We start from the raw sequence: 23,445 nt of genomic DNA on the forward strand, positions 1-23,445 counted from the left end.
CAACAACGATTGCTTCGGAGGGGAAGCGTCCCATGTCCAGTACACCCAGCACCGCACATAAAGCGGGCACCCTGACCAAGGGCCACAAGAAGGTCATCTTCGCATCGAGCCTCGGCACGGTGTTCGAGTGGTATGACTTCTTCCTGTACGGCTCGCTCGCGGCCATCATCGCCAAGCAGTTCTTCAGTGGCGTCAATGAAACCACGGGCATGATCTTCGCCCTGCTGGCGTTCGCCGCCGGCTTCTTCGTACGCCCGTTCGGCGCGGCCTTCTTCGGCAGCCTCGGCGACCGCATCGGCCGCAAGTACACCTTCCTGGTCACCATCCTGATCATGGGCATCTCGACCTTCCTGGTCGGCGTGCTGCCCAACTACGCTTCGATCGGTTTCGCCGCTCCGGTGATCCTGATCATCCTGCGGCTGGCCCAGGGCCTGGCGATGGGCGGCGAGTACGGCGGTGCCGCCACCTACGTGGCCGAGCACGCGCCGGACGACAAGCGTGGCCTGTACACCAGCTTCATCCAGTGCACCGCCACGCTCGGCCTGTTCCTGTCGCTGCTGATCATCCTGGCCTGCCGCATGACGCTGGGCAACGAGGCCTTCGAAGCCTGGGGCTGGCGCATTCCGTTCCTGGTGTCGATCCTGTTGCTGGGCATTTCGGTATGGATCCGCCTGCAGCTGAGCGAATCGCCGCTGTTCCAGCAGATGAAGGCTGAAGGCAAGGGCTCCAAGACCCCGTTCCGCGACAGCCTGAAGGGCGGCAACCTGAAGCTGATGTTGCTGGTCCTGCTCGGTGCAGCGGCTGGCCAGGCCGTGGTCTGGTACGGCGGACAGTTCTACGCGCTGTTCTTCCTCAGCAGCATGCTGAAGGTCGATGCCACCACCTCCTACCTGCTGATCGCCGCAGCGCTGGCACTGGGCACGCCGTTCTTCATCTTCTTCGGCTGGCTGTCCGACCGCATCGGCCGCAAGAAGATCATCCTGGCCGGCTGCCTGCTGGCGGCCATCACCTACATCCCGATCTTCAAGGGCCTGACCCACTTCGCCAACCCGGCCATCGAAGAAGCCCGCAGCAGCTCGCCGGCCCTGGTCGTCGCCGATCCGGCCACCTGCTCGTTCCAGTTCGATCCGGTGGGCCTGCGCAAGTTCACCAGCTCCTGCGACGTGGCCACCGCCGCGCTGACCAAGGCCGGCGTGCCGTACGACGTGCAGCCCGCCGCCGCCGGCTCGCTGGCGATGGTGAATGTCGGCAGCGCCAGCGTCACCTCGTATGAGGCCGCGGGCCTGACCAAGGAAGAAGGCAAGGCCAAGGCCGATGCGTTCGGAGCAGAGCTGAAGACCGCGCTGACCACCGCCGGCTACCCGGCCAAGGCCGATGGTGCGCGCATCAACATCGCCGGCACCATCTTCATGCTGTGGCTGCTGGTGCTGTACGTGACCATGGTCTACGGCCCGATCGCCGCCTACCTGGTCGAACTGTTCCCGACCCGTATCCGCTACACCTCGATGTCGCTGCCGTACCACATCGGCAACGGCTGGTTCGGTGGCTTCCTGCCGGCCATCTCGTTCGCGCTGGTGGCCGGTACCGGCAACCTGTACTACGGCCTGTGGTACCCGATTGTGATCGCACTGATGTCGGTGGTGATCGGCGGCCTGTTCCTGCGCGAAACCAAGAACGTGGATATCACCAAGTAAGAATGATATTCATCGGATGAAGGAGAGGCCGTGGTGCAGACCACGGCCTTTTCGTTTCCCTGTAGCGCCGAGCCATGCTCGGCGACCGCGCAACGCGCGGCACAAAACTCCGCAGACGCGAAAAGGCAGAACTCAATGCCGCCATCGCGGTTGACAGGCATCCGAAGCCGCAGGCCCTCTCGCGCCCGGGGTCAGATCCCTTTCGCGCGCGAAAGGGATCTGACCCCATTCAAACGCGCAGCACCCCGTATAGTCGGCCCATGACGACCACCGCCCCAGCCGACCTCCCCGCCATCCTGCACACCCTGCGCAGCGCGTGGCAGTCGCAGCGGCCCACGCTCGCCCAGCGCGAGAATGACCTGCATCGCCTTCGCGAGGCGCTGAAGCCACGTCTGGACGAAATGGCCACGGCCATCGCCGAGGACTTCGGCCACCGCGCCCACACCGAATCGAAGCTGGCCGATGGCATGAGCGTGCTGTCGGCCATCGATCACCTGCGCCGCCACCTGCGGCGTTGGTCGAAGCCGCAGCGCGTACGGGCCGGCTGGAAGCTTTGGCCGGCGCGCGCGCAGCTGCGGCCGACGCCACTGGGTGTGGTCGGGGTGATCTCACCGTGGAACTACCCGGTCACGCTGGCGCTGGTGCCGCTGGTCACCGCCATCGCTGCCGGCAACCACGTACTGCTGAAGCCTTCGGAACACACGCCGCTCACCAGTGCGTTCCTGGCCGATCTGCTGGCCAGCGTGTTCCCGCCCGATCGGGTGGCGGTGGTGCAGGGCGGGGCGGATGTGGCCGCGGCGGTGTCCTCGCTGCCGCTGGACCATCTGCTGTTCACCGGCTCGACGGCCGTTGGCCGCAAGGTGATGGCCGCCGCCGCCGAGCATCTGGTGCCGGTCACGCTGGAACTGGGCGGCAAGTCGCCGGCCATCGTCTGCCGCGATTTTCCGCTGGGCAAAGCCGCCGCGCGGCTGGCCACCGGCAAGTGGTTCAACGCGGGCCAGACCTGCATCGCGCCGGATTATGTGCTGATCGATACGGTCCGCCAGCGCGAGTTCGTACAGGCGCTGCAGCAGCAGGTGCGCGAACGCTATGGCGACTTCAGCAATGCCGACGACTACACGCGCATCATCAACGAGGGCCAGTACCAGCGCCTGCAGGGCTATCTGGTGCAGGCGCGCGAACGTGGCGTGCCGGTGATTCCGTTGGCGCAGGTGGATGAGGCGCGCGCCGACCGCGAGCGTCTGCTGGTGCCGACCGTGGTGCTCGACCCGCCCGACGATCTGGACCTGATGCGCGAGGAAATCTTCGGGCCGATCCTGCCCGTGCGGGCCTACCCGGACCTGGAGGCGGCGCTGGCGGAGGTGCTGTCCCGCGATCGGCCGCTGGCGCTGTATCCCTTCAGCCATGACACGGCCACGGTGGAGCGCATCCTCGGCCAGGTGGTGGCCGGCGGGGTGACAGTGAATGACACGCTGCTGCACTTCGCCGCCGATGGCCTGCCGTTTGGCGGGGTAGGGGCCAGCGGCATGGGCGCGTACCACGGCCGGGCCGGGTTCGATGCGATGAGCAAGCGGCTGCCGGTGCTGTGGCAGTCGCGCTGGGCGGCCAGCGACCGGCTGCGGCCGCCGTATTCGAAGATTGCGGGGTTGTTGAAGCTGCTGCTGCGGTGAACCCAGGCAAGGCGTGGCTCTACTGAATCAGGGCCCGATTCTTCTGTAGAGCCGAGCCCACGCTCGGCTGCTCCTGGCTGGGTGCCCGATCAATGCAGCCGAGCGTGGGCTCGGCTCTACACGGGAATCCGGCCCGAGCCCCATCCCGGCCACCCGGGTAGAATGCCCGCATGAAAATCGCCTCGTGGAACGTCAATTCGCTCAATGTCCGCCTGCCGCACCTGGAACAGTGGCTCAAGGAGTTCGGCCCGGACATCGTCGGTATCCAGGAAACCAAGCTGGAGGACCACAAGTTCCCCGACTCTGCGCTGATCGCTGCCGGCTACCGCAGCGTGTTCGCCGGCCAGAAGACCTACAACGGCGTGGCGCTGCTGTCGCGTGAGCCTGCACAGGACGTGCAGATCGGCATTCCCGGCTTCGAGGACGAGCAGAAGCGCGTCATCGCCGGTACCTTCGGCGACCTGCGGGTAATCAACCTGTACGTGGTCAACGGCCAGGACATCGGTACCGACAAGTACGAGTACAAGTTGCGCTGGCTTGAGGCGGTGCATGCCTGGATCGCCGAAGAACTGCAGCGCCACCCGAAGCTGATCGTGATGGGGGACTTCAACATTGCCCCGGACGCACGCGACGTGCACGACCCGGAGGTGTGGAACGACAACCACATCCTGACCTCCACCGCCGAGCGCGGCGCATTGAACAAGCTGCTGCAGCTGGGCCTGCACGATGGCTTCCGCCTGCACAACGACGAGGCAGGCACCTTCAGCTGGTGGGATTACCGCGCCGCCGGCTTCCGTCGCAACCTGGGCCTGCGCATCGACCTGACCCTCGTCTCCGATGCGCTGAAGAGCGGTGCGGTGGCTTCGGGCATCGACCGCGAGCCGCGCACCTGGGAACGTCCGAGCGACCATGCGCCGGCGTGGGTACAGATCGGTTGAATGAACGAGGCCCGGCGATTGCCGGGCCCGTTCTGGAACATCTGCCGGCCAGCGGCCGGCACTACCCTCAGATCACCGTATGCTCTTGCGGGTGAACAGATTGACGATCGCCAGCAGGATCACCGCACCGATCAGCGAGAACAGGAAGGTTCGAATGGTGATCGCTTCGTTGATGCCGCCGCCGAACAGCCAGCCGGAAATCAGCGCGCCGACGATGCCGACCACGATGTTGAGGATGATGCCCTGCTGGGCATCGCGCTTCATGATGATGCTGGCCAGCCAGCCTACGATGCCGCCGACGATCAGCCAGATGATGATGCCCATGATCGAACCTCCGGTGGGGAACGGTGACCAGTTGACGCGCACGGCCGTGAACCCGTCGTGGAATTGCGTGATGGGCGCGTGCGGATGAGCCTGCCAGCCACCCTCGATGGCCCTTGGCGCTTCGGTCCGGTGACGGTCTGGCGGCGCCCGCACGTGCCCGGCCACCGCGGCGAACCGCAGGCACGGCAGGTGCTGGCGCAGGCCCTCGGGGCCGATCCGGAGACGCTGCCGCTGGTCCGCGATGACAAGGGCCGGCCGGAGCTGAGCGGCGCATTGGCCCACTACGGCACCGGCTGGAGCCACAGCGGCGAGGTGCTGCTGGTGGCGCTGGGCGAAGGCGTGCGGCTGGGCGTGGACCTGGAACTGCTGCGGCCGCGCGCCCGCCTGCTGGAGATCGTGCAGCGCTTCTTCCACCCGGAGGAGGTGGCGTGGCTGGAAAGCCTGGACCAGGCCGACCGCGAACACTGGTTCTTCCGCGTGTGGTGCGCCAAGGAAGCGATGCTGAAGGCGCACGGCCAGGGTATCTCGTTCGGCCTGCACCGCCTGCAGCTGGCGCCGGGGGCCGATGGCGCCCTGCACCTGCGCTGGTGCGACCCGGAACTGGGCGAGGCGGCGCGCTGGCACCTGCACGAATGGCAGGCCACCGGTCAGTTCCGGGCGGCGTTGGCCTGGTATCCGCACTGAGGCGGGGAATCAGCGCGCAAAACCGGCGATAATGCCGGCATGAGCGAACACCCACTTCCCGCCAGCGTGGCTGCCACGCTGGAACAGGGCCTGGCCAGCATGGGCCTGGATGCCGCGCTGGCGCCGCCGCTGCTGCGCTACCTGGCCCTGCTGCACCGCTGGAACGGCACCTACAACCTCACCGCCATCCGCGACCCGCAGGAGATGGTCACCCGCCACCTGCTCGACTCGCTGGCGATGCAGCCGTTCGTGGCCGATGGCAGCCTGGCCGACCTCGGCACCGGGCCCGGGCTGCCCGGCATCCCGCTGGCCATCGCCTGCCCGGGCCTGCAGGTGACCCTGGTCGAGAGCAATGGCAAGAAGGCGCGCTTCATGCGCGAGGCCGTGCGCCAGCTCGGCCTGGGCAATGCGCGCGTGGCCGAATCGCGCGCCGAGGCGCTGGACGAGGCCGGCCGTTATGACCAGTTGACCGCCCGTGCCATGGATACCCTGGCCGGCATCGTCCGCGTCGGTGGCCACCTGCTGCGGCCGGGGGGCGTGCTGCTGGCCATGAAGGGCGTCTACCCGCATGAGGAGATCGCGGACCTGCCGGCTGGCTGGCAGGTGCGCGAGGTGACCCCGCTGAGCGTGCCCGGCCTGGCCGGCGAACGCCACCTGGTCACTGTTACAGGCCCTTGATTCCCGCCGCCAGCCCCTTGTGCAACAACGGGTTGGCGATCCACGATTTCCGCAAGGGGCCGGTTGTACGCATAATGACCGGTCCCAGCACACGTCGACGAGGCACACCCGCATGGCCCGCATCATCGCCATCGCCAACCAGAAGGGTGGCGTCGGCAAGACCACGACCGCCGTCAACCTGGCCGCTTCCCTGGCCAACGCACCCAAGCGCGTGCTGCTGGTCGACCTCGATTCGCAGGGCAACGCGACCATGGGCAGTGGCGTGGACAAGCGTGAGCTGGCCGCCTCCACCTACGATCTGCTGCTGGGCGAGTCCAGCGCCGCCGATGTACGCGTGCAGACCGCCGAAGGCTACGACCTGCTTCCCGGCAACATCGACCTGACCGCCGCCGAGATCCAGCTGATGGCGCAGAGCGAGCGCGAGCAGCGGCTGAAGCGCGCGCTGGCACCGATCCGCGACGAGTACGACTACATCCTGATCGACTGCCCGCCGGCGCTGTCGCTGCTGACGCTCAATGCGCTGGCCGCTGCCGATTCGGTGATCGTGCCGATGCAGTGCGAGTACTACGCCCTGGAAGGCCTGAGCGCGCTGGTGGAAACCATCGAAGCGCTGCGTGCCAACCTCAATCCGGCGCTGGAGATCGAAGGCGTGCTGCGCACCATGTTCGACGTGCGCAACAACCTGGCCAACGCGGTCTCGGCCGAGCTCACCGAGCACTTCGGCGATCGCGTGTTCCGCACCATCGTGCCGCGCAACGTTCGCCTGGCCGAGGCACCCAGCCATGGCCAGAGCATCGTCGGCTACGACCGCGCCTCGCGCGGTGGCGTGGCCTACCTGGGCCTGGCTGGCGAGATCATCCGCCGCAACAACGAACGCAACAAGGCCACCAAGGCCGTGGAGACCGTCTGATGACCAGCAGCAAGCCGGCAGCCAAGAAGCGAGGCCTCGGCCGTGGCCTGGACGCGCTGCTGGGCCCGAAGGGCGCGGTCAGCCAGGTGCAGGCCACCACGGCGGTGATCGAGCCGCTGCCGGGGGAAGTGCTGCGCAAGTTGCCGGTTGGCCAGCTGCAGCCGGGCAAGTACCAGCCGCGCCGCGAGATGGATGAGGGCAAGCTCTCCGAGCTGGCCGACTCGATCAAGTCGCAGGGCGTGATCCAGCCGATCCTGGTGCGCCAGCTGCCGGCGGGCAACTACGAAATCGTCGCCGGTGAACGCCGCTGGCGCGCATCGCAGCTGGCCGGGCTGGACGAAGTGCCGGTGGTGGTGCGCGAGCTGGAAGACCGCACCGTCATCGCGATGGCGCTGATCGAGAACATCCAGCGTGAAGACCTCAACCCGCTGGAGGAAGCCGAAGCGCTGCAGCGCCTGATCAGCGAGTTCACGCTCACCCATGCCGAGGCCGCCGAGGCCGTCGGCCGCTCGCGCGCGGCGGTGTCCAACCTGCTGCGCCTGCTGGAACTACCAGTGGCGATCCGCCTGCTGCTGGAAACCCGCCGCCTGGAAATGGGGCATGCCCGTGCGCTGCTGACCCTGGCCCCCGAACTGGCCGGCAAGCTGGCCCAGGAAGCGGCCGACGAAGGCTGGTCGGTGCGCGAGGTCGAGCGGCGCGCGCAGGCTTTCGCCGCCGGCAAGGTGCCGAGCAGCCGTCCGGTGGCCTCGCCGAAGGTGCAGCAGGCCGACATCGCCTCGCTGGAAACCGAGCTGTCCGAAGCGCTCGGCGCCAAGGTGGCGATCAGCCACGGCCGTGGCGGCAAGGGCAAGCTGATCATCCACTACACCGACCTGGACACCCTGGACGGCGTGCTGGAAAAACTGCGCGCGCGCCAGGGCTGAGCCCGGCGCCGCGCCGGGGAGGCGGCCTGTTCCTGCCGCGCCCGGCGAATGACAGGGAACGCACTGCCACGCGCACCGCGGAATGCACCGTCTTCCGGCCCGTGGCCTCATCCAGGGAGCAGGACATGAGCAACGACTACGAAGACGTCAGCCCGGACGGCACCCAGATACTGGTACATCGCCGTGAGAAGGACTTTGTGCTCGCCATCGGCGAAGAACGGCACATCGAGGCGATCAGTGCCCACATCGAACACCACCTGGGACCGGTGTCCGGTGTCTTCCATGAAATCATCTCCGACCTGGTGCACATCGACGTGCACGTGGTGCCGGCCAATGACCACTGCCCGTACCTGCGCCTGGTCACCTCCGGCATGAGCGACCTGCCGATGACCGTGCCCGCCGAGGTGGATGCGGACGTGCCGCGCTACATGGAACTGATGGTGACCCTGCCGGCCGACTGGCCGGTCACGCAGGACGCCTTCGAGGATGAGCGCAACTACTGGCCAGTACGCCTGCTGAAGGGCATGGCGCGGTTGCCGCACGAGTACGACACGTGGCTGGGCTTCGGCCACACCATTCCCAACGGCCATCCCAGCGAGCCCTATGCGCCGGGCGTGGGTTTCGACGGTGCCATCGTGCTGCCGCCGGTGACCGCCCCGGAGGACTTCGCCACGCTGGAGCTGGAGGATGGCAATACCATCAGCTTCATGAGCCTGGTTCCGCTGTACCCCGAAGAGATGGACCTGAAGCTGAAGAAGGGCGCCGACGCCCTGCTCGACCGCTTCGATGCGAAACAGATCAACGATGTGATCGAGCCCGGCCGCACCAACGTGGCGAAGAAGCGTTTCGGTTTGTTCTGAGACCGGTAACATCAGGGGCCTGAACTTCGTTCCCAGGCCCCTGCCATGACCATCCTGCTCACCGGCGCTGCCGGCTTCATCGGTGCCTACACCGCCCGCGCGCTGCTGGAGGCCGGCCAGGCCGTGGTCGGCCTGGACAACTTCAACGATTACTACGACCCGCAGATCAAGCGTGACCGCGTGGCCGCGCTGTGTCCGGCGCTGGACCTGCGCACCCTGGACCTGACCGACCAGCAGGGCCTGGCCGCACTGTTCGACGAGGTGCGGCCGACCGCGGTGATCCACCTGGCCGCGCAGGCCGGCGTGCGCTATTCGCTGGAAAACCCGCATGCCTACGTCGACAGCAACCTGGTCGGCTTCGTCAACATGCTCGAGTTGTGCCGCCACCGTGGCGTGCAGCACCTGGTGTATGCCTCCAGCAGTTCGGTCTACGGCGATTCGGCCACGCCGCCGTTCTCCGAAGACCAGCGCGTGGACCAGCCACGCTCGCTGTACGCGGCGACCAAGGCGGCCAACGAGCTGATGGCCTACACCTACGCGCAGCTGTACGGCCTGCATGCCACCGGGCTGCGATTCTTCACCGTGTATGGCCCGTGGGGCCGGCCGGACATGGCACCGCTGCTGTTCTCGCGCGCGGTGCTGGCCGGTCGGCCGATCGACGTGTTCAACGAAGGCCGCATGCAGCGCGATTTCACACATGTCTCCGACATCGTATCCGGTATCCTCGGCGCCCTCGCGCATCCGGCCGACGGTCCGGTGCCGCACCGGGTGTTCAACCTCGGCAACCATACACCGGTCGAGCTGGAGCGCTTCATCAGCGTGATCGAGCAGGCCGCCGGCCGCCCTGCGCAGAAGGTCTACAAGCCCATGCAGCCCGGCGACATGGTGCGCACGATGGCCGATACCCGGCGCGCACATGACGCTTTCGGCTTCGATGCGGTGACCCCGATCGAACAAGGCCTGCCGCCTGTGGTGCAGTGGTGCCGCGAGTATTTTGGCGATCGCGCCTGAGGAAGGATCCTCACGCCGCCGGGTTCATCTTCGGATAACCTCGGTTTCGGAGAATGCGCGGTCTTTGTCCCCCCTTTGGCCGAGTGCCTTATGAGCCAACCCGAGCTTTCCGTTGTCGTCCCGGTGTTCAACGAGCGCGACAATGTTGCCCCGCTGGTCGCCGAAATCACCGCTGCGCTGCGTGGCCGGCTGCCGTTCGAGATCGTCTACATCGACGACCACTCGCGTGATGACACCCTGGCGGTGCTGCAGGGATTGAAGGCAACCACCCCGGAACTGCGCGTGCTGCACCATGTGAACCAGAGCGGGCAGAGCACGGCGGTGCGCACCGGCGTCAAGCACGCGCGCGCGCCGTGGATCGCCACCCTGGATGGCGATGGCCAGAACGATCCGGCCGATATTCCCAAGCTGCTTGCCGCACGCGACGCCGCCGAGGCGCAGGTGAAGCTGTTCGCCGGCTGGCGCGTCAACCGCCAGGACAGCGGCAGCAAGCGCTGGGCCAGCAAATGGGCCAACGCCATCCGTGCGCGCATGCTGCGCGACGACACGCCCGACACCGGTTGCGGCATCAAGCTGTTCGAACGCAGCGCGTTCCTCGACCTGCCGTACTTCGACCACATGCACCGTTACCTGCCGGCGCTGATGCAGCGTGCCGGCTGGAAGACCACCAGCGTGCCGGTCAATCACCGCCACCGTACCGCCGGCGTGTCCAAGTACAACAACCTCGGCCGCGCGCTGGTCGGCATCCGCGACCTGCGTGGCGTAGCCTGGCTGATCACCCGAAGCAAGCGCACCGCGGTGGAGGAGCGCTGATGGATCTGGAGCTGCACTGGCTGGATCAGCCCCTGACCTGGCTGTACTGGACCGGCCTGCATGTGACCGGCTGGAAGCTGATCGGCTACACCGGCGCACTGATGTTCGGCGGCCGCTGGCTGGTCCAGTTCATCGCCTCCAAGCGCGCCGGCAAACCCGTCATACCGCGCCTGTTCTGGTACATGAGCGTGCTCGGCAGCCTGATGACCCTGAGCTACTTCCTGTTCTCGGCCAAGCAGGACTCGGTGGGTGTACTGCAGAACCTGTTCCCGGCGTTCACCGCGCTGTACAGCCTGCACCTGGACATCAAGCACCGCGGCTGGAAGCGGGACAAGGCCAGTCACTGAGGCTGCGGGGTCGGATCCCTTTCCACTGGAAAGGGCTCTGACCCCTGTCAGGATCCCCGGCGCATCCTCGCATGGCGTGGATCTACTGCATGTTCAGCGGCGGTGCCCTGGTAGATGCCGACCTTGGTCGGCGCTGGGTTTCCCCGTGTGCCAAACAAGGTTGGCATCTACCAGAGCGGCCGGTTCCCGCTCCTGCCTGCGCTGCAGGCAGGACCTTCGTCCCATGCCACGGGCCGTGGGCGGTGCCATGATCGGGGTCTGCCTTCCCGGGAACCTGTGCTCGTGAAAACCCGTCTTGCCGTTGCCCTGTTGATCGCCCTGTCCGCCCCCACCGTGGCCCTGGCCGCTGCGCCCGCCGCCGCCGCCGCGCCCGCCAGCGTGGCCACCGAATCGCCCGCGGATGCCGCCTTCCGCGCGTTGTACGAGAAGGAATGGAAGTGGCGCCAGCAGGGAGGTGGTGAAGCCAGCGAGGACGAAGACGCCCCGGCCAACGCCACCCGCATGCCCGACATCGGCCCGGCCGCGCAGCAGGCGCGCCTGAAGGTCTGGGACGAGACCCTGGCCGCGCTGAAGAAGATCGACCCGAAGACCCTGTCGCCGGACAACCAGGTCAACTACGCGATCTACCGCGACCAGGTGTTCAACCTGGCCGAAGAGACGCGCCTGCGCGGCTACGAAATGCCGTTCAACGCCGATTCCTCGTTCTGGTCCAACCTGTCCTTCATGGCCCGGCGCGAGATGAAGACCGTGCAGGACTACCAGAACTACATCGCACGGCTGAACGATGTGCCGCGTTACTTCGGCCAGCAGACCGAGAACATGCGCGCCGGCCTGAAGCGCGGCTTCAGCGTGCCGCGCGCGGTGCTGGATGGCCGCGAAGTGTCCATCGCCACCGTCGCCGAACTGAAGGACCCGACCGAATCGCCGCTGTACGCGCCGTTCAAGAAGCTGCCCAACAGCATCCCGGCCGCCGAACAGGCCAGGCTGCAGGCGCAGGCGCGTGAAGCGATCAGCGGCAAGGTAGTGCCGGCGTTCCAGCAGCTGCGCACCTTCTTCGTCAACGAGTACGTGCCGCAGGCGCGCACCACCCTGGCCGCCGAAGCGATGCCCGATGGCAAGGCCTACTACAGGCAGCAGATCCACGAGTACACCACGCTGGACCTGTCGCCGGACGAGATCCACCGCATCGGCCTGGAGGAAGTCGCACGCATCCAGGGCGAGATGAACGACATCATCAAGCAGGTGAAGTTCAAGGGCAGCTTCGCCGAGTTCCTGACCTTCCTGCGTACCGATCCGCAGTTCTATGCGAAGACGCCGGAAGAGCTGCTGTCGCGCGCCGCGTGGATTTCCAAGCGGGCGGACGGCCAGCTCGGCAAGTACATGACGTTGCCGCGCGCGCGCTTCACCATCGTGCCGGTGCCACCGGACATTGCACCGTTCTGGACGGCCGGCCGCGGTGGCATGGGTACCTACTGGCTCAACACCTACAACCTGCCGTCGCGCCCGCTGTACAACCTGCCGGCGCTGACCCTGCATGAATCCGATCCGGGCCATTCGCTGCAGGGCGCGATCGCCGCCGAGCAGAAGAACCTGCCGGAGTTCCGCCGCAACGCCTACATCTCCGCCTATGGCGAAGGCTGGGCGCTGTACTGCGAGAAGCTGGGCGTGGAGATGGGCATCTACGAAACCCCGTACGAGGATTTCGGTCGGCTGACCTATGAGATGTGGCGCGCCGCGCGCCTGGTGATCGACACCGGCGTGCACAGCAAGGGTTGGACCCGCGAACAGGCGTTGGCCTACCTGCGTGACCACACCGCGCTGAGCGAGCATGAAGTGACCACTGAAGTGGACCGCTACATTTCCTGGCCGGGCCAGGCGCTGAGCTACAAGCTGGGCGAGATCGCCATCGTGCGCCTGCGTGCGCAGGCCGAGAAGGAGCTGGGCGACAAGTTCGACATCAAGGGCTTCCACGACACTCTGCTCAAGCAGGGCTCGGTGCCGCTGCCGGTGCTGGAACAGCAGATCCAGGCCTACATCGCCGAGCGCAAGAAGGCCTGACCCGACGCGTCGCCGGGCATGGCCCGGCGCTACCAGAATGCGCGGTGGTAGCGCCGGGCCATGCCCGGCGAGCGTGATGCGATCGGGTCAGAGCCCCGCCCGAAGGGCGGGGATCCGACCCCCAACCTCACCCCACCGCCCGCGGCTTGGCCACGCGTGCCGCAAACGTCGGCAGCACCAGCAGGGTCAGCACGGTGGCGGTGATCAGGCCACCGATCACCACCGTCGCCAGCGGTTTCTGCACTTCCGCGCCGGAGCCGCTGGCGATCGCCATCGGAATGAAGCCGACGATCGCCACAAGCGCCGTGGTCAGCACTGCTCGGATGCGGCTGGAGGCACCATTGATCGCCGCCTGCAGCGGCAGGTCGCCGGCATCCAGGCGTTCGCGGATCGCCTGCATCAGCACCAGGCCATTCAAGGTCGCCACGCCGGACACGGCGATGAAGCCGACCGCTGCCGATACCGAGAACGGCATGCCCCGCAGCAGCAGCGCGAGGATGCCGCCGACCAGCGCCAACGGCACGCAGCTGAACACCAGAATGGCTTCCTTGCCGCTGCGCAGGGCCATGAACAGCAGGCTGCCGATCAGCAGGAACACTACCGGTACCACCGTCGCCAGCCGCTTTTCCGCGCGCTGCAGGTTCTCGAACTGGCCACCCCAGGTCAGGTAGGCACCCGGCGGCAGTGCCACGTCGGCTACTGCGGCCTGCGCTTCGCCGACGAAGCCGCCCAGGTCGCGGCCACGCACGTTGGCCTGCACCACCACGCGGCGGCTGCCGTTGTTGCGGCTGATCTGATTCGGCCCTTCGCTGACCGTGATGCGCGCAACCGACGACAGCGGAATCACCAACCCCGACGGCGTGGCGATCGGCAGCGAGGCCAGCTGGTCCGGATCGTTGCGCGCGGCATCGTCCAGGCGCACCACCACGTTGAAGCGGCGGTCGCCTTCGAAGATCTTGCCCGCCGCAGTACCGCCGATGCCGGTGGACAGTGCATCACTCACATCCGCCGCAGTCAGCCCGTACTGCGCCGCCGCCACATGATCGATCGCCACGTTCAGCGTGGGTAGGCCGGAGATCTGTTCCACCCGCACGTCGGCCGCGCCATCCACCGCACGCAGCTTCAGCGCCACCTGGTCGGCCACCTTCTGCAGCTGGCTGAAGTCATCGCCGAAGATCATTACGGCCAGGTCGGTACGCACGCCGGAAATCAGCTCGTTGAAGCGCAGCTCGATCGGCTGGCTGAACTCGAAACTGTTGCCCAGCTGCTGCCCGGCCAGCTTTTCGAAACGGGCCACCAGCGCGTCCTTGGCCAACTTCGGATCGGGCCAGTCCTTGCGTGGCTTCAGCACGATCACGCTGTCGGAGATGTTGGTCGGCATCGGATCGATCGCCGCCTCGGCGGTACCGGTACGCGAGAACACGGTCTCCACTTCCGGCTGCTTGGCAATCACCTTTTCCAACGCCAGTTGCATGGCCAGTGACTGCTCCAGCGACGTCGACGGCACGCGCAACGCCTGCATCGCCACGTTGCCTTCGTCCAGCGTCGGCATGAACTCGCGGCCCAGCAGCGAGAACGAGCCGATGCCCACCACCACCATCATCACCGCACTGGCCACTACCGTGCGCGGATGCGCCACGGCCTTGCGGATCACCGGCTCGATGCGCGCGCGCAGCACGCGTATCAGCCTGGTCTCGTGCTCGCCGTCGTCCGCATGTGCATCGGCGTCCTTCAGCTTCGGCTCGCGCACCAGCAGCGCCGTCATCGCCGGCACGAAGGTGAAGGAGAACAGGAAGGCACCGACCAGGGCCAGCATGAAGGTCGCCGCCATCGGGTGGAACGTCTTGCCCTCCACACCTTCCAGGGTGAGGATCGGCGCGAACACCAGCAGGATGATCAGCTGGCCGAACGCCGCCGGGCGCGCCATCTTCAGCGCGGAATCGGCGGCCACGCGCAGCCGTTCCATCGCGGTCAGCGCCCGGCCCAGTTCGGCGCGGCGCTGGCCCAGCATCAGCAGCGTCGACTCGACCACGATCACCGCACCGTCCACCAGGATGCCGAAGTCCAGTGCACCCAGGCTCATCAGGTTGCCGCTGATGCCGAAGCGGTTCATGCCGATCACCGCGAACAGGAACGACAGCGGAATCACCAGCGCGGTGATGGTGGCCGCGCGCAGGTTGCCCAGCAGCAGGAACAGCACCACCACCACCAGCAGCGCGCCCTCGGTGAGGTTCCGGGCCACGGTCTTGATGGTGGAATTGACCAGCACACTGCGGTCCAGCACCGGTGCGGCCACGATGTCGGCCGGCAGCGAGGTGTTCACCTGTTCCAGACGTGCGGCCGCAGCCTGCGCCACGGTGCGGCTGTTGCCACCGGCAATCATCAGCGCGGTGCCCAGCACGGCCTCGTGGCCATTGCGGCTGGCTGCACCCAGGCGCGGCGCGCGGCTCAGTTCCACGGTGGCTACATCGGCCACGCGCACCACCGCGCCATTGCGGGTGGCCACCGGCGCCTGTGCAAGATCCTCGGTGGTCAGCGCCAGGCCATCGGCACGCACCACCAGGCCTTCGCCGGCACGCTGCACGAAGCCGGCGCCGGCCTGCACGTTGGAGCGCTGCAGGGCGGTAACCAGGTCGGCCAGGCCGAGGCCATGCGCGGCCAGTTTGGCGCTGTCCGGATGCACGCCGTATTCCTTGACGTAGCCGCCGACCGTATCGACACCGGCCAGCCCCGGGCTGGAGCGCATCTGCGGCGCGATGATCCAGTCCTGCACGGTGCGCAGGTAGGTCGCGCGCTCTTCCGGCGTGCGCAGCAGGTTGCCTTCCGGCGTGCGGTAGACCTCGCCGGCCTGCCAGCCGGCTTCACCGGGCTTGGCCAGCCTGGTCGGATCGAACGCGGTGAAGTCCACCGTCCACATCAGCACCTCGCCGAGGCCGGTGGTGACCGGCGACAGCATCGGCGACGCACCATCGGGCAGGTCTTCCGATGCCTCGCGCATGCGTTCGGCCACCTGCTGGCGGGCGAAGTAGATGTCGGTGGCATCGGTGAAGATCGCGGTGACCTGCGAGAAGCCATTGCGCGACAGCGAACGCGTGGTGGTCAGGCCGGGAATGCCGGCCAGCGCGGTTTCCAGCGGATAGGTCACCTGCCGTTCGATCTGCTCCGGGGTCAGCGCCGGGGCCACCGTGTTGATCTGCACTTGGCGGTTGGTGATGTCCGGCACGGCGTCGATCGGCAGCTTGCCCAGCTGGAACAGGCCCACGGCGGCGATCAGCGCCGCCATGAACACCACCAGCCAGCGGTGGCGCACCGCTGTTTCAATGATCAGCTTGAACATGATCGCCTCCTCAGTGGCCGTGCTCGGCTTCGCCCTTGGCCAGCTCGGCCTTGAGCAGGAAGGCGTTGGCACCGACGATGCGCTCGTTGCCGCTCAGGCCACCGAGGATCTCGATGCGGTCACCGGCACGGCGCCCGGCCAGCACGGGCTGCGCCTTGAAGCCACCTTCGACGGCGACGAACACCGCGCTGCTTCCGTCGACGTTCTGCACCGCATCGGCGGGCACGCTGAGCGAGCCGTCCTGGCCTTCGGTGACCACCACGGCCGATACCGGCGAACCGGCCGGCGGCAGCGATGCATCCACCGGCGTGGCGCGGATCACTGCGACGCCGCCCTGCTGCCGTACATCGGCGGCCGAACCGGTGACGGTAGCGGTGAAGCTGCCACCCGGCACGCTCACTTCCAGCTTCATGCCGGGCATGACCTGTGCAGCCAGCGCTGGCGGTGCGGTGAACACCAGCTCGTTCATCGACGGGTCGGCGACGTCGGCCACCGCACTGCCGGCGGCGACCACACCGCCCGGTGTGACCTGCACGTTGCCGACGATGCCGGCCACCGGGCTGGTGATGCGCACGCGTCCACTGGCATCGGGCGCACCGTTGGCGGCGGCCTGTGCCTGTGCGGCAGCGGCCTGGGCCTGTGCCGCCAGCGAACGCGCACGCGAGGCTTCCAGCTCCTGGCGGGCGACCACGCCCTGGTCGACCAGTGCCTTGTCGCGGCCATAGGCCAGGCGTGCGGCCTCGGCTTCGGCGGATGCGGCCAGCGCATTGGCGCGGAACACCGCTGCCTCGCCACTGACCACGATGGCCAGCGCCTGGTTCTGTTTCACCGCCGTGCCCGGCGCGACCAGTACGCGCTCGACGCGGCCGGTCACGGTCGAGGCCACCGAGGCACGGGCACCGACCGAGGGTTCCACCCGACCGGCGAGGCGGGTGGAACCGCCACCGCCGCGACCGACGGCAACCACTTCGATACCGGACGCCTTGATCTGCTCAGGGGTCAGCGGTACCACGCCTTCATCGGTGTCTGCCGGCGTCTTCGCGGATTCGGCCTTGGCTTCCTTGCTGCCGGGCGCGTGGCCATGGCTGTCGTCGGTGCCGGCCTTGGTCGCAGCGGGGTCTTCATTGGCAGGTGTCTGCGCGTTGCCAGCGCAGCCGGCCAGCAACACAGTCAGCAGCATGCCGCCGATCAGCGGAAAAGTACGGGAGAGAGTCATGGGGCCTCCACAAAGGGTGCGCGCCCTTCAAGGCGGGCAAGATCGATTTCCGCGCCGACGCGCGACAGGCGCGCATCCACGGCGGCGGCGCGGGCGGCGATAAGAGCGCTGCGCGTGCTGCGCAGTTCCAGCTGCGAGATGCGTCCGGCGTCGAAGCCGATGCGGGCCAGGCGATACGCCTCTTCGGCGGCGACCACGCTTTCATCGGCGGCGCGGGTTCGGCTGCCGGCGGCCTTCAAACCGGCCACGGCGGAGAGGCGTGCCGCCTCGCTGTCGCGGCGCTGCTGGTCCAGGCGCGCTTCGGCCGCGCGCTGATCGGCATTGGCGGCGCGGATGCCACCGCGGTTGCGGTCAAACAGCGGGATGCTGAGGCTGAGCCCGAGGTTGTAGGCACGCTCGCCGCCCTCGCGGAAGCGGGTCTGCGCGGCGGTGACGCTGAGGTCGGGCAGGGCGCGCTTGCGCTCCACCTCGACCAGTTTGCCCGCCGCATCGGCTTCGGCTTCAGCGATGCGCACCGCCAGTGCGGTATCGGTGGCCCCGCGTGGCAGCGGCGGCGCACGGTCGAGCAGGCTGTCGCCGATCGACTGCACCGGCGCATCCAGCAGTGCAGCACCGGCCAGGCGTGCCAGCGCGGCATCGCGGAAGGCTTGCGCTTCATCCAGCGCGGCGTTGGCGTTGGCCACTTCGCTCTGCGCCTGCACCGCGCGCAGTTGCGGTTCGCGGCCCTGCTTGACCATCGCGTTGACGGCGTTGGCGTCATCGCGGGTGAGGCTCAGTGCCTCTTCGGCCAGGGTGTAGCGGCGCAGTGCACTTTCCGCCTGTGCGTAGACCACCGCCAGCTGGCTGGCCACATCGCTGCGGCTCTGCGTGCCACGCAGGTTGGCCGCCTGTGCCTCGGCGCGGGCCGCACGGACGCGCGCGCCGCGCTGGCCCCAGACCTCCAATGGCTGGGACAGGGTAAGCACGCTGTCGGCCTTGCCCATGCCGCCATAGGAGCCGGTGCCCCAGGCGTTCTCGGCCGACCAGGACAGGGAAGGGTTGGGCAGTGCGCGGGCCTGGTCGGCGCGCGCGTCGGCGGCCTCGGCCAGCGCCGCACCGACGCGGGTGCCGGGCAGCTGGTCCAGGCGTTCAAGCAGGGTGTCGTAGGAAGGGGCGGCTTGCGCCATCACCGCTGCCGCCGGGGCCAGGCCCAGCAACACGGCGACGACCCGCCCGGCCGCACGCAGCGACCGAGGTGTCAGGATCGACATAGGGGGATTCCGGTTGTGAGTGAAACGGGAGCCCGCAATCGCGGGACGCGCTCAACTCACGCCCGGGGGGGACGCGTCAATTCATCCTGGGCGACCGCATAGGTCGCCGCGTCGCCGGCATTCATCCAGCGCGCCGGCAGCGGCGCACCGAAGGCGGCGAGGGTGCTGGCCGGCAGGCTCAGGTTGGAGTGGTGGCAGTGGTTGTGGCTGCAGGCACCGGCGTGCTTGCTGTCACTGTCACCCTCGGCATCGTTGGCGTTGCTTTCCACGTGCACCGCAGTGGTGTCGTGCGGTTCGACCGCGCAGGCCAGCACGTCGGCCACCGGCACGACCACGAACGCCGCCATCAGCAGCATCATCAGGTACGTACGCAGTTGGCGGGTGATCCGGCGCATGGAAGGGAGGCTAGCAAGCGATTTTCGCCGGATACAATATCAATGGCCGCCTCGGGAATTCGTCGGAATCTCCCGTTCAGGTGGAGGGCCTGGGGGCATCCTGCCCTGGTGGGTGCGGACCTCCTGCCTTGGTGGGTGTCGACCTTGGTCGACACGCCTTTCGACCCCACCGCGTTGCCGGCCAGCGGCCGGCACTACCCGGGTCACGGCAGCTTCGCGATCACCTTGATCTCGAACTGGAACCCATACAGCCAGGTCACACCGATACCGGTCAGGGTCGGGTGCGGCGCCTCGCCCCAGTACTCGGGCACGATCGCCCAGGCCTTCTCGAAGTTCTTCTCCGGATCGACCAGGAACACGGTCACGTCGATCACGTCATCGAAGGTGCAGCCGGCGGCAGCCAACACCGCATTGAGATTCTCGAAGGCGCGGCGCACCTGGGTTTCGAAGTCCGGTTCGGGCGAGCCGTCCTCGCGGCTGCCGACCTGGCCGGAGACGAACAGGAAACCGCTGGATCGGATCGCCGGCGAGTAGCGGTTGCGCTCGTACAGGGCCTGGCGGCCGGTGGGGAAAACGACATCACGCTGTGACATGGGAAGGAATCCGTGGGAGAGAACGCCATCCTCCGCGCCAGTGCTGTCTGGATAAACCGCGATGATCGGCCTAGATTGATTGCCAATCCCAAACAATCATGGCCCGCCATGGACCGTTTCGAGGCGATGCGGGCCTTTGCCCGGGTTGTGGAAACCGGCAGCTTCACCCGCGCCGCGCAGACCCTGCAGATCAGCCGCACCACGGTCACCCAGCAGGTGCAGCAGCTGGAGGCACACCTGCGGCTGCGCCTGCTCAACCGCACCACGCGCCGGGTCAGCGTCACCGCCGACGGTGCGGCCTACTACCCGCGCATCGCCCGCCTGCTGGCCGAGCTGGAAGAGGTGGAGGGCGGGCTGGGTGACGCAGCCAGCCAGCCGCGCGGCCGCCTGCGGGTGGATGTGCCCGGACCCTACGCGCGGTTGCGGCTGGTGCCGGCACTGCCGGATTTCCAGGCGCGCTACCCGGAGATCCAGCTGGACATCGGCGTCAGCGACCGCGAGGTTGACGTCATCGCCGACAACGTCGACTGCGTGATCCGCGGCGGCACCCCGGCCGACCCGGCGCTGGTGGCGCGGCCGCTGGCGGCGCTGCCGATCGGTTTCCACGCCAGCCCCGGCTATGTGCAGCGTTTCGGCTTGCCGACCGATCCGCGCGCGCTGGAAGGGCCGGACCACCACATGGTCGGCTTCCTCAGCCCGCGCAGTGGCCGGGCGAGAGTATTCAGCGCACAGCGCGGCGATGAGCGCGTAGAAGTGCAGGGCCGCTACACGGTCGGTTTCGATGATGGCAATGCGTATCTGGCTGCGGCGCTGGCGGGCCTGGGCGTGGTCGCACTGCCAAGCTATATGGCCGCGCCGCATCTAGCACGTGGTGAGCTGCTGCCGCTGCTGCAGGACTGGCAGCTGCCGCCGATGCCGATGCATGTGATGTTCCCGCCGAACCGGCACATGAGCCAGCGGTTGCGGGTGTTCATCGATTGGGTGGTGGAAGCGTTGGGTCCTCTGCCGAGATCTTGAAATCTCTCTGCCTATCTCAAACTCGTTGCATCCGTGAAATTCACGTGATAAATAGATCCTGCGCGGCCCGTAGGGCCGTCCATTGCAGTCAACTTGTATTTCGAAGTGGCTTTGCTTGGCGTCGCAAATTGGCGTCGAGCGCCCGATTGGGCTTCGCCGGGAAACTCCCATGAGTCTCCCGCCCTTCGTTCCTCAGGAGCGGGGGATGGGCATCCTAGCCGGGAGGTCGGACAGCTGTTGCCTCCTTCGAAGTTGATGAAAGTGGTATCCGACCTCTCTGCGGTTCTGGATCAAGAGCTGGCTAGGTGTGCCTCCAAATTGCAGCACTGCGATTTTCCTTATCGAGCAGTGCAAGAAACAAAGGAATGTTGAGAGTATGTCGCTTCGAGGAACTGCGGGGCCGATTCGGACAGTCGCCACCTTTTCAGTAGCGCTTGGACTCACTGAGACTTTCTTGCGCGATGTTGCCAGTCGTGCCTCCACGACCAACTACAGATCGGTAGATGCTCCAATCAAGTCTGATGGCCTTCCGCGACGGGTTTACAATCCGGCGCGGGACGTTCGGCTAGTTCAAAGTCGAATCGCAAATCGGTTTTTTAAGAATCCCGCTGTAATTAAATGGCCGGCACACATATTTGGCGGCATACATAAAAAAGCCCTTCCTGCTGGTGATAGCCGCGATCATGTGGCATGCGCCGCGAAACACTGTGGAGCGCACTCTCTTCTGAAGCTGGATATTCGAAATTTTTTCGATAATGTTACACACGAGATCATTGTCGAAACAATGACTAGGCAATTGGCCTGGAGTCGAAGCCCTGCGGTCTTGTTGGCGGACCTATGCACTCGCGAGGGAGTGTTGCCGCAAGGCGGCATTACATCGAGCTATCTGGCGCTTATTTCCATATACGATATTGAATCTAAGTTAGTAAGAAATCTTGAGTACAAGGGGCTTACTTATACGCGTTATGTGGACGACATAACTATCTCATCTAAGGTGGCATCCTTTGACTATGCGCCAATTGTGAGGATGGTTGATAACCTGTTGCTGTCTAAGGGCTTGTCCATAAATGAGGCCAAGACTTCAGCGAGGATTTCTGGTCTCGAACCCTTGGTGGTCCATGGACTGAATGTTGCGAATCGTTCGCCTGTACTTCCGAAGGCCGAAGTAGCGAGAATTAAGCGGGTTGGGCGGCAAACGATCTTGGATGCACAGGAGGAAGGGCGAAGGTCGCATGGCTTTAGGCGGCGGTACTACAGGTCAATGGGGTTAATAAATAAGTTGTCCAGGGTAGGGAGCGCTTCCCATGCTTCTTCGCTAGAAAAATTGAAGGCCGTCTCGCCGCTTCCAAGTTTTGACGACTATAAAATATCGACGAATGTTGCGCATAAGCTGAGGGCTGACTACGACATCAAAAAGTCGGGGGTTTGGTACTGGCGGAAATTCAATGTTCTCATGGCCCGGTTGGATCTTATAGGTGCAGAGAACCCGCGGTGGGCTAAAACTCTTCGGCGCTATATGCGCCAGCACTATAGACCGGAGTTCAAGCGGCCAAAATGAAATCTCTACTCTCCGGAAATATGGTGAACCAGGTGGATCGGTTCATCGCAAAACACCTGCTTTCTGCCATTGCTGTCGTTGTTGGACTATCAGTACTTGTGGCTGTGCTTGTATCAATGGCACTCGCTCGACACTATTGGCAATATGAAATCTGTATAGATGCCCCAGATTGCTTTAGCTTTTTGGGGGAGCTAATGGCCCCTCAGATTGAGGTTGTCAAGGCCGGTGCCGCTGTTGCGTCCCTGCTCGTGATTGTTTCAGGCGCATACTTGGCAATCAGAAGCTACCTCACTGCATCCCAGGTGGGCATGCTAGGAAACGCGATCTCACATATTGCATTCTTTGAAAAATTCATCGCATCTGAGATTGCAAGGCGTCCGAGGTTGGTGGCTGGAAATATTGACATATTTGCAATATACGAATTGATGTTTCCCAGGAGTCACGTTAATGAGCGCTTCGCGGCAAGTGTTTTCACAAGTCATGTCGCTGAGGTTTTTGAAGTCATAAACGAGTCATCTAGGCGCTATTCATCGAAGAAGAATGAATTCCTCTTCGATGACCACAGGCGGCGCTTGATCGACGCACTAGCTTCGTTGCATATCACGATGGAGCGGAATGCACGAATCGATTTCCTAGAGACAGAGGATGAAGTTGTAGAGTTTTTGGTCATCCTTTGCAGGGTTTTTGCTCCGCCCGAGTATGTGCTGGTCAGGCCAGTAAGAAGCTACCGATAGCAGATCGTGAATTGTTGTGATGACCGGAACTCAAATGATCTCGGCGTTTGACGTTGGCGTTGCTGGCCGCGACACCCATTTCAAGGCCGTGCTGGACGCGATGGAGGAGTTCAACGACTTTGGATTCAAGCGCCGAGCCATCGCTTGATCGTGGAGGAAGGTGTCGTCAGGCCATGCACGTCAGTTCGTACGCGCGGCGGCGAGGTCTCTGCCGCAGGCTACCTAGGTCGTCATTCAATCGTGAATGTCGCCCCTCAGTGTCACATGTGGCACTCCCAAGTCGCGCGCGCGGCGCCTTCGGCCAGCAGCACCACCTCGTGATCACGCTAGCGCAGCCCATGACACGTCATCACCAGAGGCTGCGTGTCGCCTTCGGTTCCAAGGGGCAGGGCCAGCAGTATCGAGGGCTTCTCGCTTGGAGCCGTGAGCATTGGC

Annotated in this window: 22 protein-coding genes; 16 read left to right on the plus strand and 6 right to left on the minus strand. The window is 65.8% G+C overall.

Annotation, left to right across the window (positions count from 1 at the left end; genetic code table 11):
- The first annotated feature begins 32 nt into the window (after positions 1-32).
- From AC5P74_RS00120 to xth, 3 genes are all read left to right on the plus strand, one after another.
- A complete protein-coding gene (locus tag AC5P74_RS00120; protein ID WP_346607693.1) occupies positions 33-1,694 on the plus strand; it encodes an MFS transporter in 1,662 nt (553 codons plus the stop codon).
- A gap of 260 nt (positions 1,695-1,954) precedes the next feature.
- Entirely contained in the window at positions 1,955-3,364 is a 1,410-nt protein-coding gene (locus AC5P74_RS00125; protein ID WP_346607694.1) for a coniferyl aldehyde dehydrogenase, read from the plus strand.
- 170 nt (positions 3,365-3,534) lie between these two features.
- Positions 3,535-4,302 carry an exodeoxyribonuclease III gene (xth, locus tag AC5P74_RS00130; RefSeq protein WP_069138894.1) on the plus strand — a complete coding sequence of 256 codons (768 nt, stop codon included), beginning with the start codon at positions 3,535-3,537 and terminating at the stop codon, positions 4,300-4,302.
- 72 nt (positions 4,303-4,374) lie between these two features.
- On the opposite strand, the gene AC5P74_RS00135 is transcribed toward xth, so the two are convergent.
- Positions 4,375-4,626 carry a GlsB/YeaQ/YmgE family stress response membrane protein gene (locus AC5P74_RS00135; RefSeq protein WP_005411656.1) on the minus strand — a complete coding sequence of 84 codons (252 nt, stop codon included), beginning with the start codon at positions 4,624-4,626 and terminating at the stop codon, positions 4,375-4,377.
- 84 nt (positions 4,627-4,710) lie between these two features.
- Between AC5P74_RS00135 and AC5P74_RS00140 the strand changes: the two genes are divergently transcribed.
- From AC5P74_RS00140 to AC5P74_RS00180, 9 genes are all read left to right on the plus strand, one after another.
- Complete coding sequence (locus tag AC5P74_RS00140) at positions 4,711-5,310, plus strand: 4'-phosphopantetheinyl transferase family protein (RefSeq protein ID WP_061480448.1); 600 nt, start codon at positions 4,711-4,713, stop codon at positions 5,308-5,310.
- Between the two features lie 39 nt (positions 5,311-5,349).
- Entirely contained in the window at positions 5,350-5,988 is a 639-nt protein-coding gene (rsmG, locus tag AC5P74_RS00145; RefSeq protein WP_005420388.1) for a 16S rRNA (guanine(527)-N(7))-methyltransferase RsmG, read from the plus strand.
- Positions 5,989-6,100: 112 nt separating this feature from the next.
- Positions 6,101-6,898 carry a ParA family protein gene (locus AC5P74_RS00150; protein WP_005420387.1) on the plus strand — a complete coding sequence of 266 codons (798 nt, stop codon included), beginning with the start codon at positions 6,101-6,103 and terminating at the stop codon, positions 6,896-6,898.
- Complete coding sequence (locus AC5P74_RS00155) at positions 6,898-7,821, plus strand: ParB/RepB/Spo0J family partition protein (RefSeq protein WP_053498800.1); 924 nt, start codon at positions 6,898-6,900, stop codon at positions 7,819-7,821. Before AC5P74_RS00150 ends, AC5P74_RS00155 begins: the two co-directional genes overlap by 1 nt.
- Positions 7,822-7,946: 125 nt before the next feature.
- On the plus strand, positions 7,947-8,681 hold the full coding sequence (locus AC5P74_RS00160; RefSeq protein ID WP_206620068.1) for a suppressor of fused domain protein: 735 nt from the start codon (positions 7,947-7,949) through the stop codon (positions 8,679-8,681).
- Positions 8,682-8,726: 45 nt separating this feature from the next.
- Positions 8,727-9,692, plus strand: coding sequence for an NAD-dependent epimerase/dehydratase family protein (locus tag AC5P74_RS00165; RefSeq protein ID WP_005420382.1), 966 nt, complete (start codon positions 8,727-8,729; stop codon positions 9,690-9,692).
- A gap of 90 nt (positions 9,693-9,782) precedes the next feature.
- Positions 9,783-10,505 carry a glycosyltransferase family 2 protein gene (locus AC5P74_RS00170; RefSeq protein ID WP_005420380.1) on the plus strand — a complete coding sequence of 241 codons (723 nt, stop codon included), beginning with the start codon at positions 9,783-9,785 and terminating at the stop codon, positions 10,503-10,505.
- Positions 10,505-10,852 (plus strand): lipid-A-disaccharide synthase N-terminal domain-containing protein, encoded by a 348-nt coding sequence (locus tag AC5P74_RS00175; RefSeq protein ID WP_019661748.1) that lies wholly within the window; start codon positions 10,505-10,507, stop codon positions 10,850-10,852. Before AC5P74_RS00170 ends, AC5P74_RS00175 begins: the two co-directional genes overlap by 1 nt.
- Positions 10,853-11,134: 282 nt before the next feature.
- The gene (locus AC5P74_RS00180) at positions 11,135-12,910 is read left to right on the plus strand and encodes a DUF885 domain-containing protein (protein ID WP_053498812.1); all 1,776 of its coding nucleotides are present in this window, start codon (positions 11,135-11,137) and stop codon (positions 12,908-12,910) included.
- A gap of 127 nt (positions 12,911-13,037) precedes the next feature.
- Here AC5P74_RS00180 and AC5P74_RS00185 read toward each other — a convergent pair whose 3' ends face one another.
- From AC5P74_RS00185 to AC5P74_RS00205, 5 genes are all read right to left on the minus strand, one after another.
- Entirely contained in the window at positions 13,038-16,247 is a 3,210-nt protein-coding gene (locus AC5P74_RS00185; RefSeq protein WP_206620067.1) for an efflux RND transporter permease subunit, read from the minus strand.
- A gap of 10 nt (positions 16,248-16,257) precedes the next feature.
- Positions 16,258-17,463: an efflux RND transporter periplasmic adaptor subunit gene (locus AC5P74_RS00190; protein ID WP_111128566.1), complete on the minus strand. Its 1,206-nt coding sequence runs from the start codon at positions 17,461-17,463 to the stop codon at positions 16,258-16,260.
- Positions 17,460-18,713 carry a TolC family protein gene (locus AC5P74_RS00195; RefSeq protein ID WP_346607696.1) on the minus strand — a complete coding sequence of 418 codons (1,254 nt, stop codon included), beginning with the start codon at positions 18,711-18,713 and terminating at the stop codon, positions 17,460-17,462. The genes AC5P74_RS00190 and AC5P74_RS00195 overlap by 4 nt, the downstream gene beginning before the upstream one ends.
- Before the next feature lie 56 nt (positions 18,714-18,769).
- A complete protein-coding gene (locus tag AC5P74_RS00200; RefSeq protein ID WP_053498807.1) occupies positions 18,770-19,108 on the minus strand; it encodes a hypothetical protein in 339 nt (112 codons plus the stop codon).
- A gap of 203 nt (positions 19,109-19,311) precedes the next feature.
- Positions 19,312-19,701 (minus strand): RidA family protein, encoded by a 390-nt coding sequence (locus AC5P74_RS00205; RefSeq protein ID WP_053498809.1) that lies wholly within the window; start codon positions 19,699-19,701, stop codon positions 19,312-19,314.
- A gap of 108 nt (positions 19,702-19,809) precedes the next feature.
- On the opposite strand from AC5P74_RS00205, the gene AC5P74_RS00210 reads away from it, so the two are divergent.
- From AC5P74_RS00210 to AC5P74_RS00225, 4 genes are all read left to right on the plus strand, one after another.
- A complete protein-coding gene (locus AC5P74_RS00210) occupies positions 19,810-20,718 on the plus strand; it encodes a LysR family transcriptional regulator (protein ID WP_346607697.1) in 909 nt (302 codons plus the stop codon).
- Positions 20,719-21,094: 376 nt separating this feature from the next.
- On the plus strand, positions 21,095-22,276 hold the full coding sequence (locus AC5P74_RS00215) for a reverse transcriptase family protein (protein ID WP_428986919.1): 1,182 nt from the start codon (positions 21,095-21,097) through the stop codon (positions 22,274-22,276).
- Complete coding sequence (locus AC5P74_RS00220; RefSeq protein ID WP_171956229.1) at positions 22,273-23,010, plus strand: retron Ec48 family effector membrane protein; 738 nt, start codon at positions 22,273-22,275, stop codon at positions 23,008-23,010. The genes AC5P74_RS00215 and AC5P74_RS00220 overlap by 4 nt, the downstream gene beginning before the upstream one ends.
- 19 nt (positions 23,011-23,029) lie before the next feature.
- Complete coding sequence (locus AC5P74_RS00225) at positions 23,030-23,158, plus strand: hypothetical protein (protein WP_346607698.1); 129 nt, start codon at positions 23,030-23,032, stop codon at positions 23,156-23,158.
- Positions 23,159-23,445 lie beyond the last annotated feature (287 nt).

The sequence above is a fragment of the Stenotrophomonas sp. YJH_SMC_94-11 genome (genome assembly GCF_059370435.1).

Excerpts from the sequence above, each read along its gene's own strand:
- AC5P74_RS00125 (WP_346607694.1), top strand. The coding sequence starts at position 1,955 with ATGACGACCACCGCCCCAGCCGACCTCCCCGCCATCCTGCACACCCTG.
- AC5P74_RS00210 (WP_346607697.1), top strand. The coding sequence starts at position 19,810 with ATGGACCGTTTCGAGGCGATGCGGGCCTTTGCCCGGGTTGTGGAAACC.
- AC5P74_RS00165 (WP_005420382.1), top strand. The coding sequence starts at position 8,727 with ATGACCATCCTGCTCACCGGCGCTGCCGGCTTCATCGGTGCCTACACC.
- AC5P74_RS00175 (WP_019661748.1), top strand. The coding sequence starts at position 10,505 with ATGGATCTGGAGCTGCACTGGCTGGATCAGCCCCTGACCTGGCTGTAC.
- AC5P74_RS00185 (WP_206620067.1), bottom strand. The coding sequence starts at position 16,247 with ATGTTCAAGCTGATCATTGAAACAGCGGTGCGCCACCGCTGGCTGGTG.
- AC5P74_RS00120 (WP_346607693.1), top strand. The coding sequence starts at position 33 with ATGTCCAGTACACCCAGCACCGCACATAAAGCGGGCACCCTGACCAAG.
- AC5P74_RS00220 (WP_171956229.1), top strand. The coding sequence starts at position 22,273 with ATGAAATCTCTACTCTCCGGAAATATGGTGAACCAGGTGGATCGGTTC.
- AC5P74_RS00155 (WP_053498800.1), top strand. The coding sequence starts at position 6,898 with ATGACCAGCAGCAAGCCGGCAGCCAAGAAGCGAGGCCTCGGCCGTGGC.
- AC5P74_RS00150 (WP_005420387.1), top strand. The coding sequence starts at position 6,101 with ATGGCCCGCATCATCGCCATCGCCAACCAGAAGGGTGGCGTCGGCAAG.
- AC5P74_RS00135 (WP_005411656.1), bottom strand. The coding sequence starts at position 4,626 with ATGGGCATCATCATCTGGCTGATCGTCGGCGGCATCGTAGGCTGGCTG.
- AC5P74_RS00170 (WP_005420380.1), top strand. The coding sequence starts at position 9,783 with ATGAGCCAACCCGAGCTTTCCGTTGTCGTCCCGGTGTTCAACGAGCGC.
- AC5P74_RS00160 (WP_206620068.1), top strand. The coding sequence starts at position 7,947 with ATGAGCAACGACTACGAAGACGTCAGCCCGGACGGCACCCAGATACTG.
- AC5P74_RS00195 (WP_346607696.1), bottom strand. The coding sequence starts at position 18,713 with ATGTCGATCCTGACACCTCGGTCGCTGCGTGCGGCCGGGCGGGTCGTC.
- AC5P74_RS00215 (WP_428986919.1), top strand. The coding sequence starts at position 21,095 with ATGTCGCTTCGAGGAACTGCGGGGCCGATTCGGACAGTCGCCACCTTT.
- rsmG (WP_005420388.1), top strand. The coding sequence starts at position 5,350 with ATGAGCGAACACCCACTTCCCGCCAGCGTGGCTGCCACGCTGGAACAG.
- AC5P74_RS00140 (WP_061480448.1), top strand. The coding sequence starts at position 4,711 with ATGAGCCTGCCAGCCACCCTCGATGGCCCTTGGCGCTTCGGTCCGGTG.
- AC5P74_RS00205 (WP_053498809.1), bottom strand. The coding sequence starts at position 19,701 with ATGTCACAGCGTGATGTCGTTTTCCCCACCGGCCGCCAGGCCCTGTAC.
- AC5P74_RS00200 (WP_053498807.1), bottom strand. The coding sequence starts at position 19,108 with ATGCGCCGGATCACCCGCCAACTGCGTACGTACCTGATGATGCTGCTG.
- xth (WP_069138894.1), top strand. The coding sequence starts at position 3,535 with ATGAAAATCGCCTCGTGGAACGTCAATTCGCTCAATGTCCGCCTGCCG.
- AC5P74_RS00190 (WP_111128566.1), bottom strand. The coding sequence starts at position 17,463 with ATGACTCTCTCCCGTACTTTTCCGCTGATCGGCGGCATGCTGCTGACT.
- AC5P74_RS00225 (WP_346607698.1), top strand. The coding sequence starts at position 23,030 with ATGACCGGAACTCAAATGATCTCGGCGTTTGACGTTGGCGTTGCTGGC.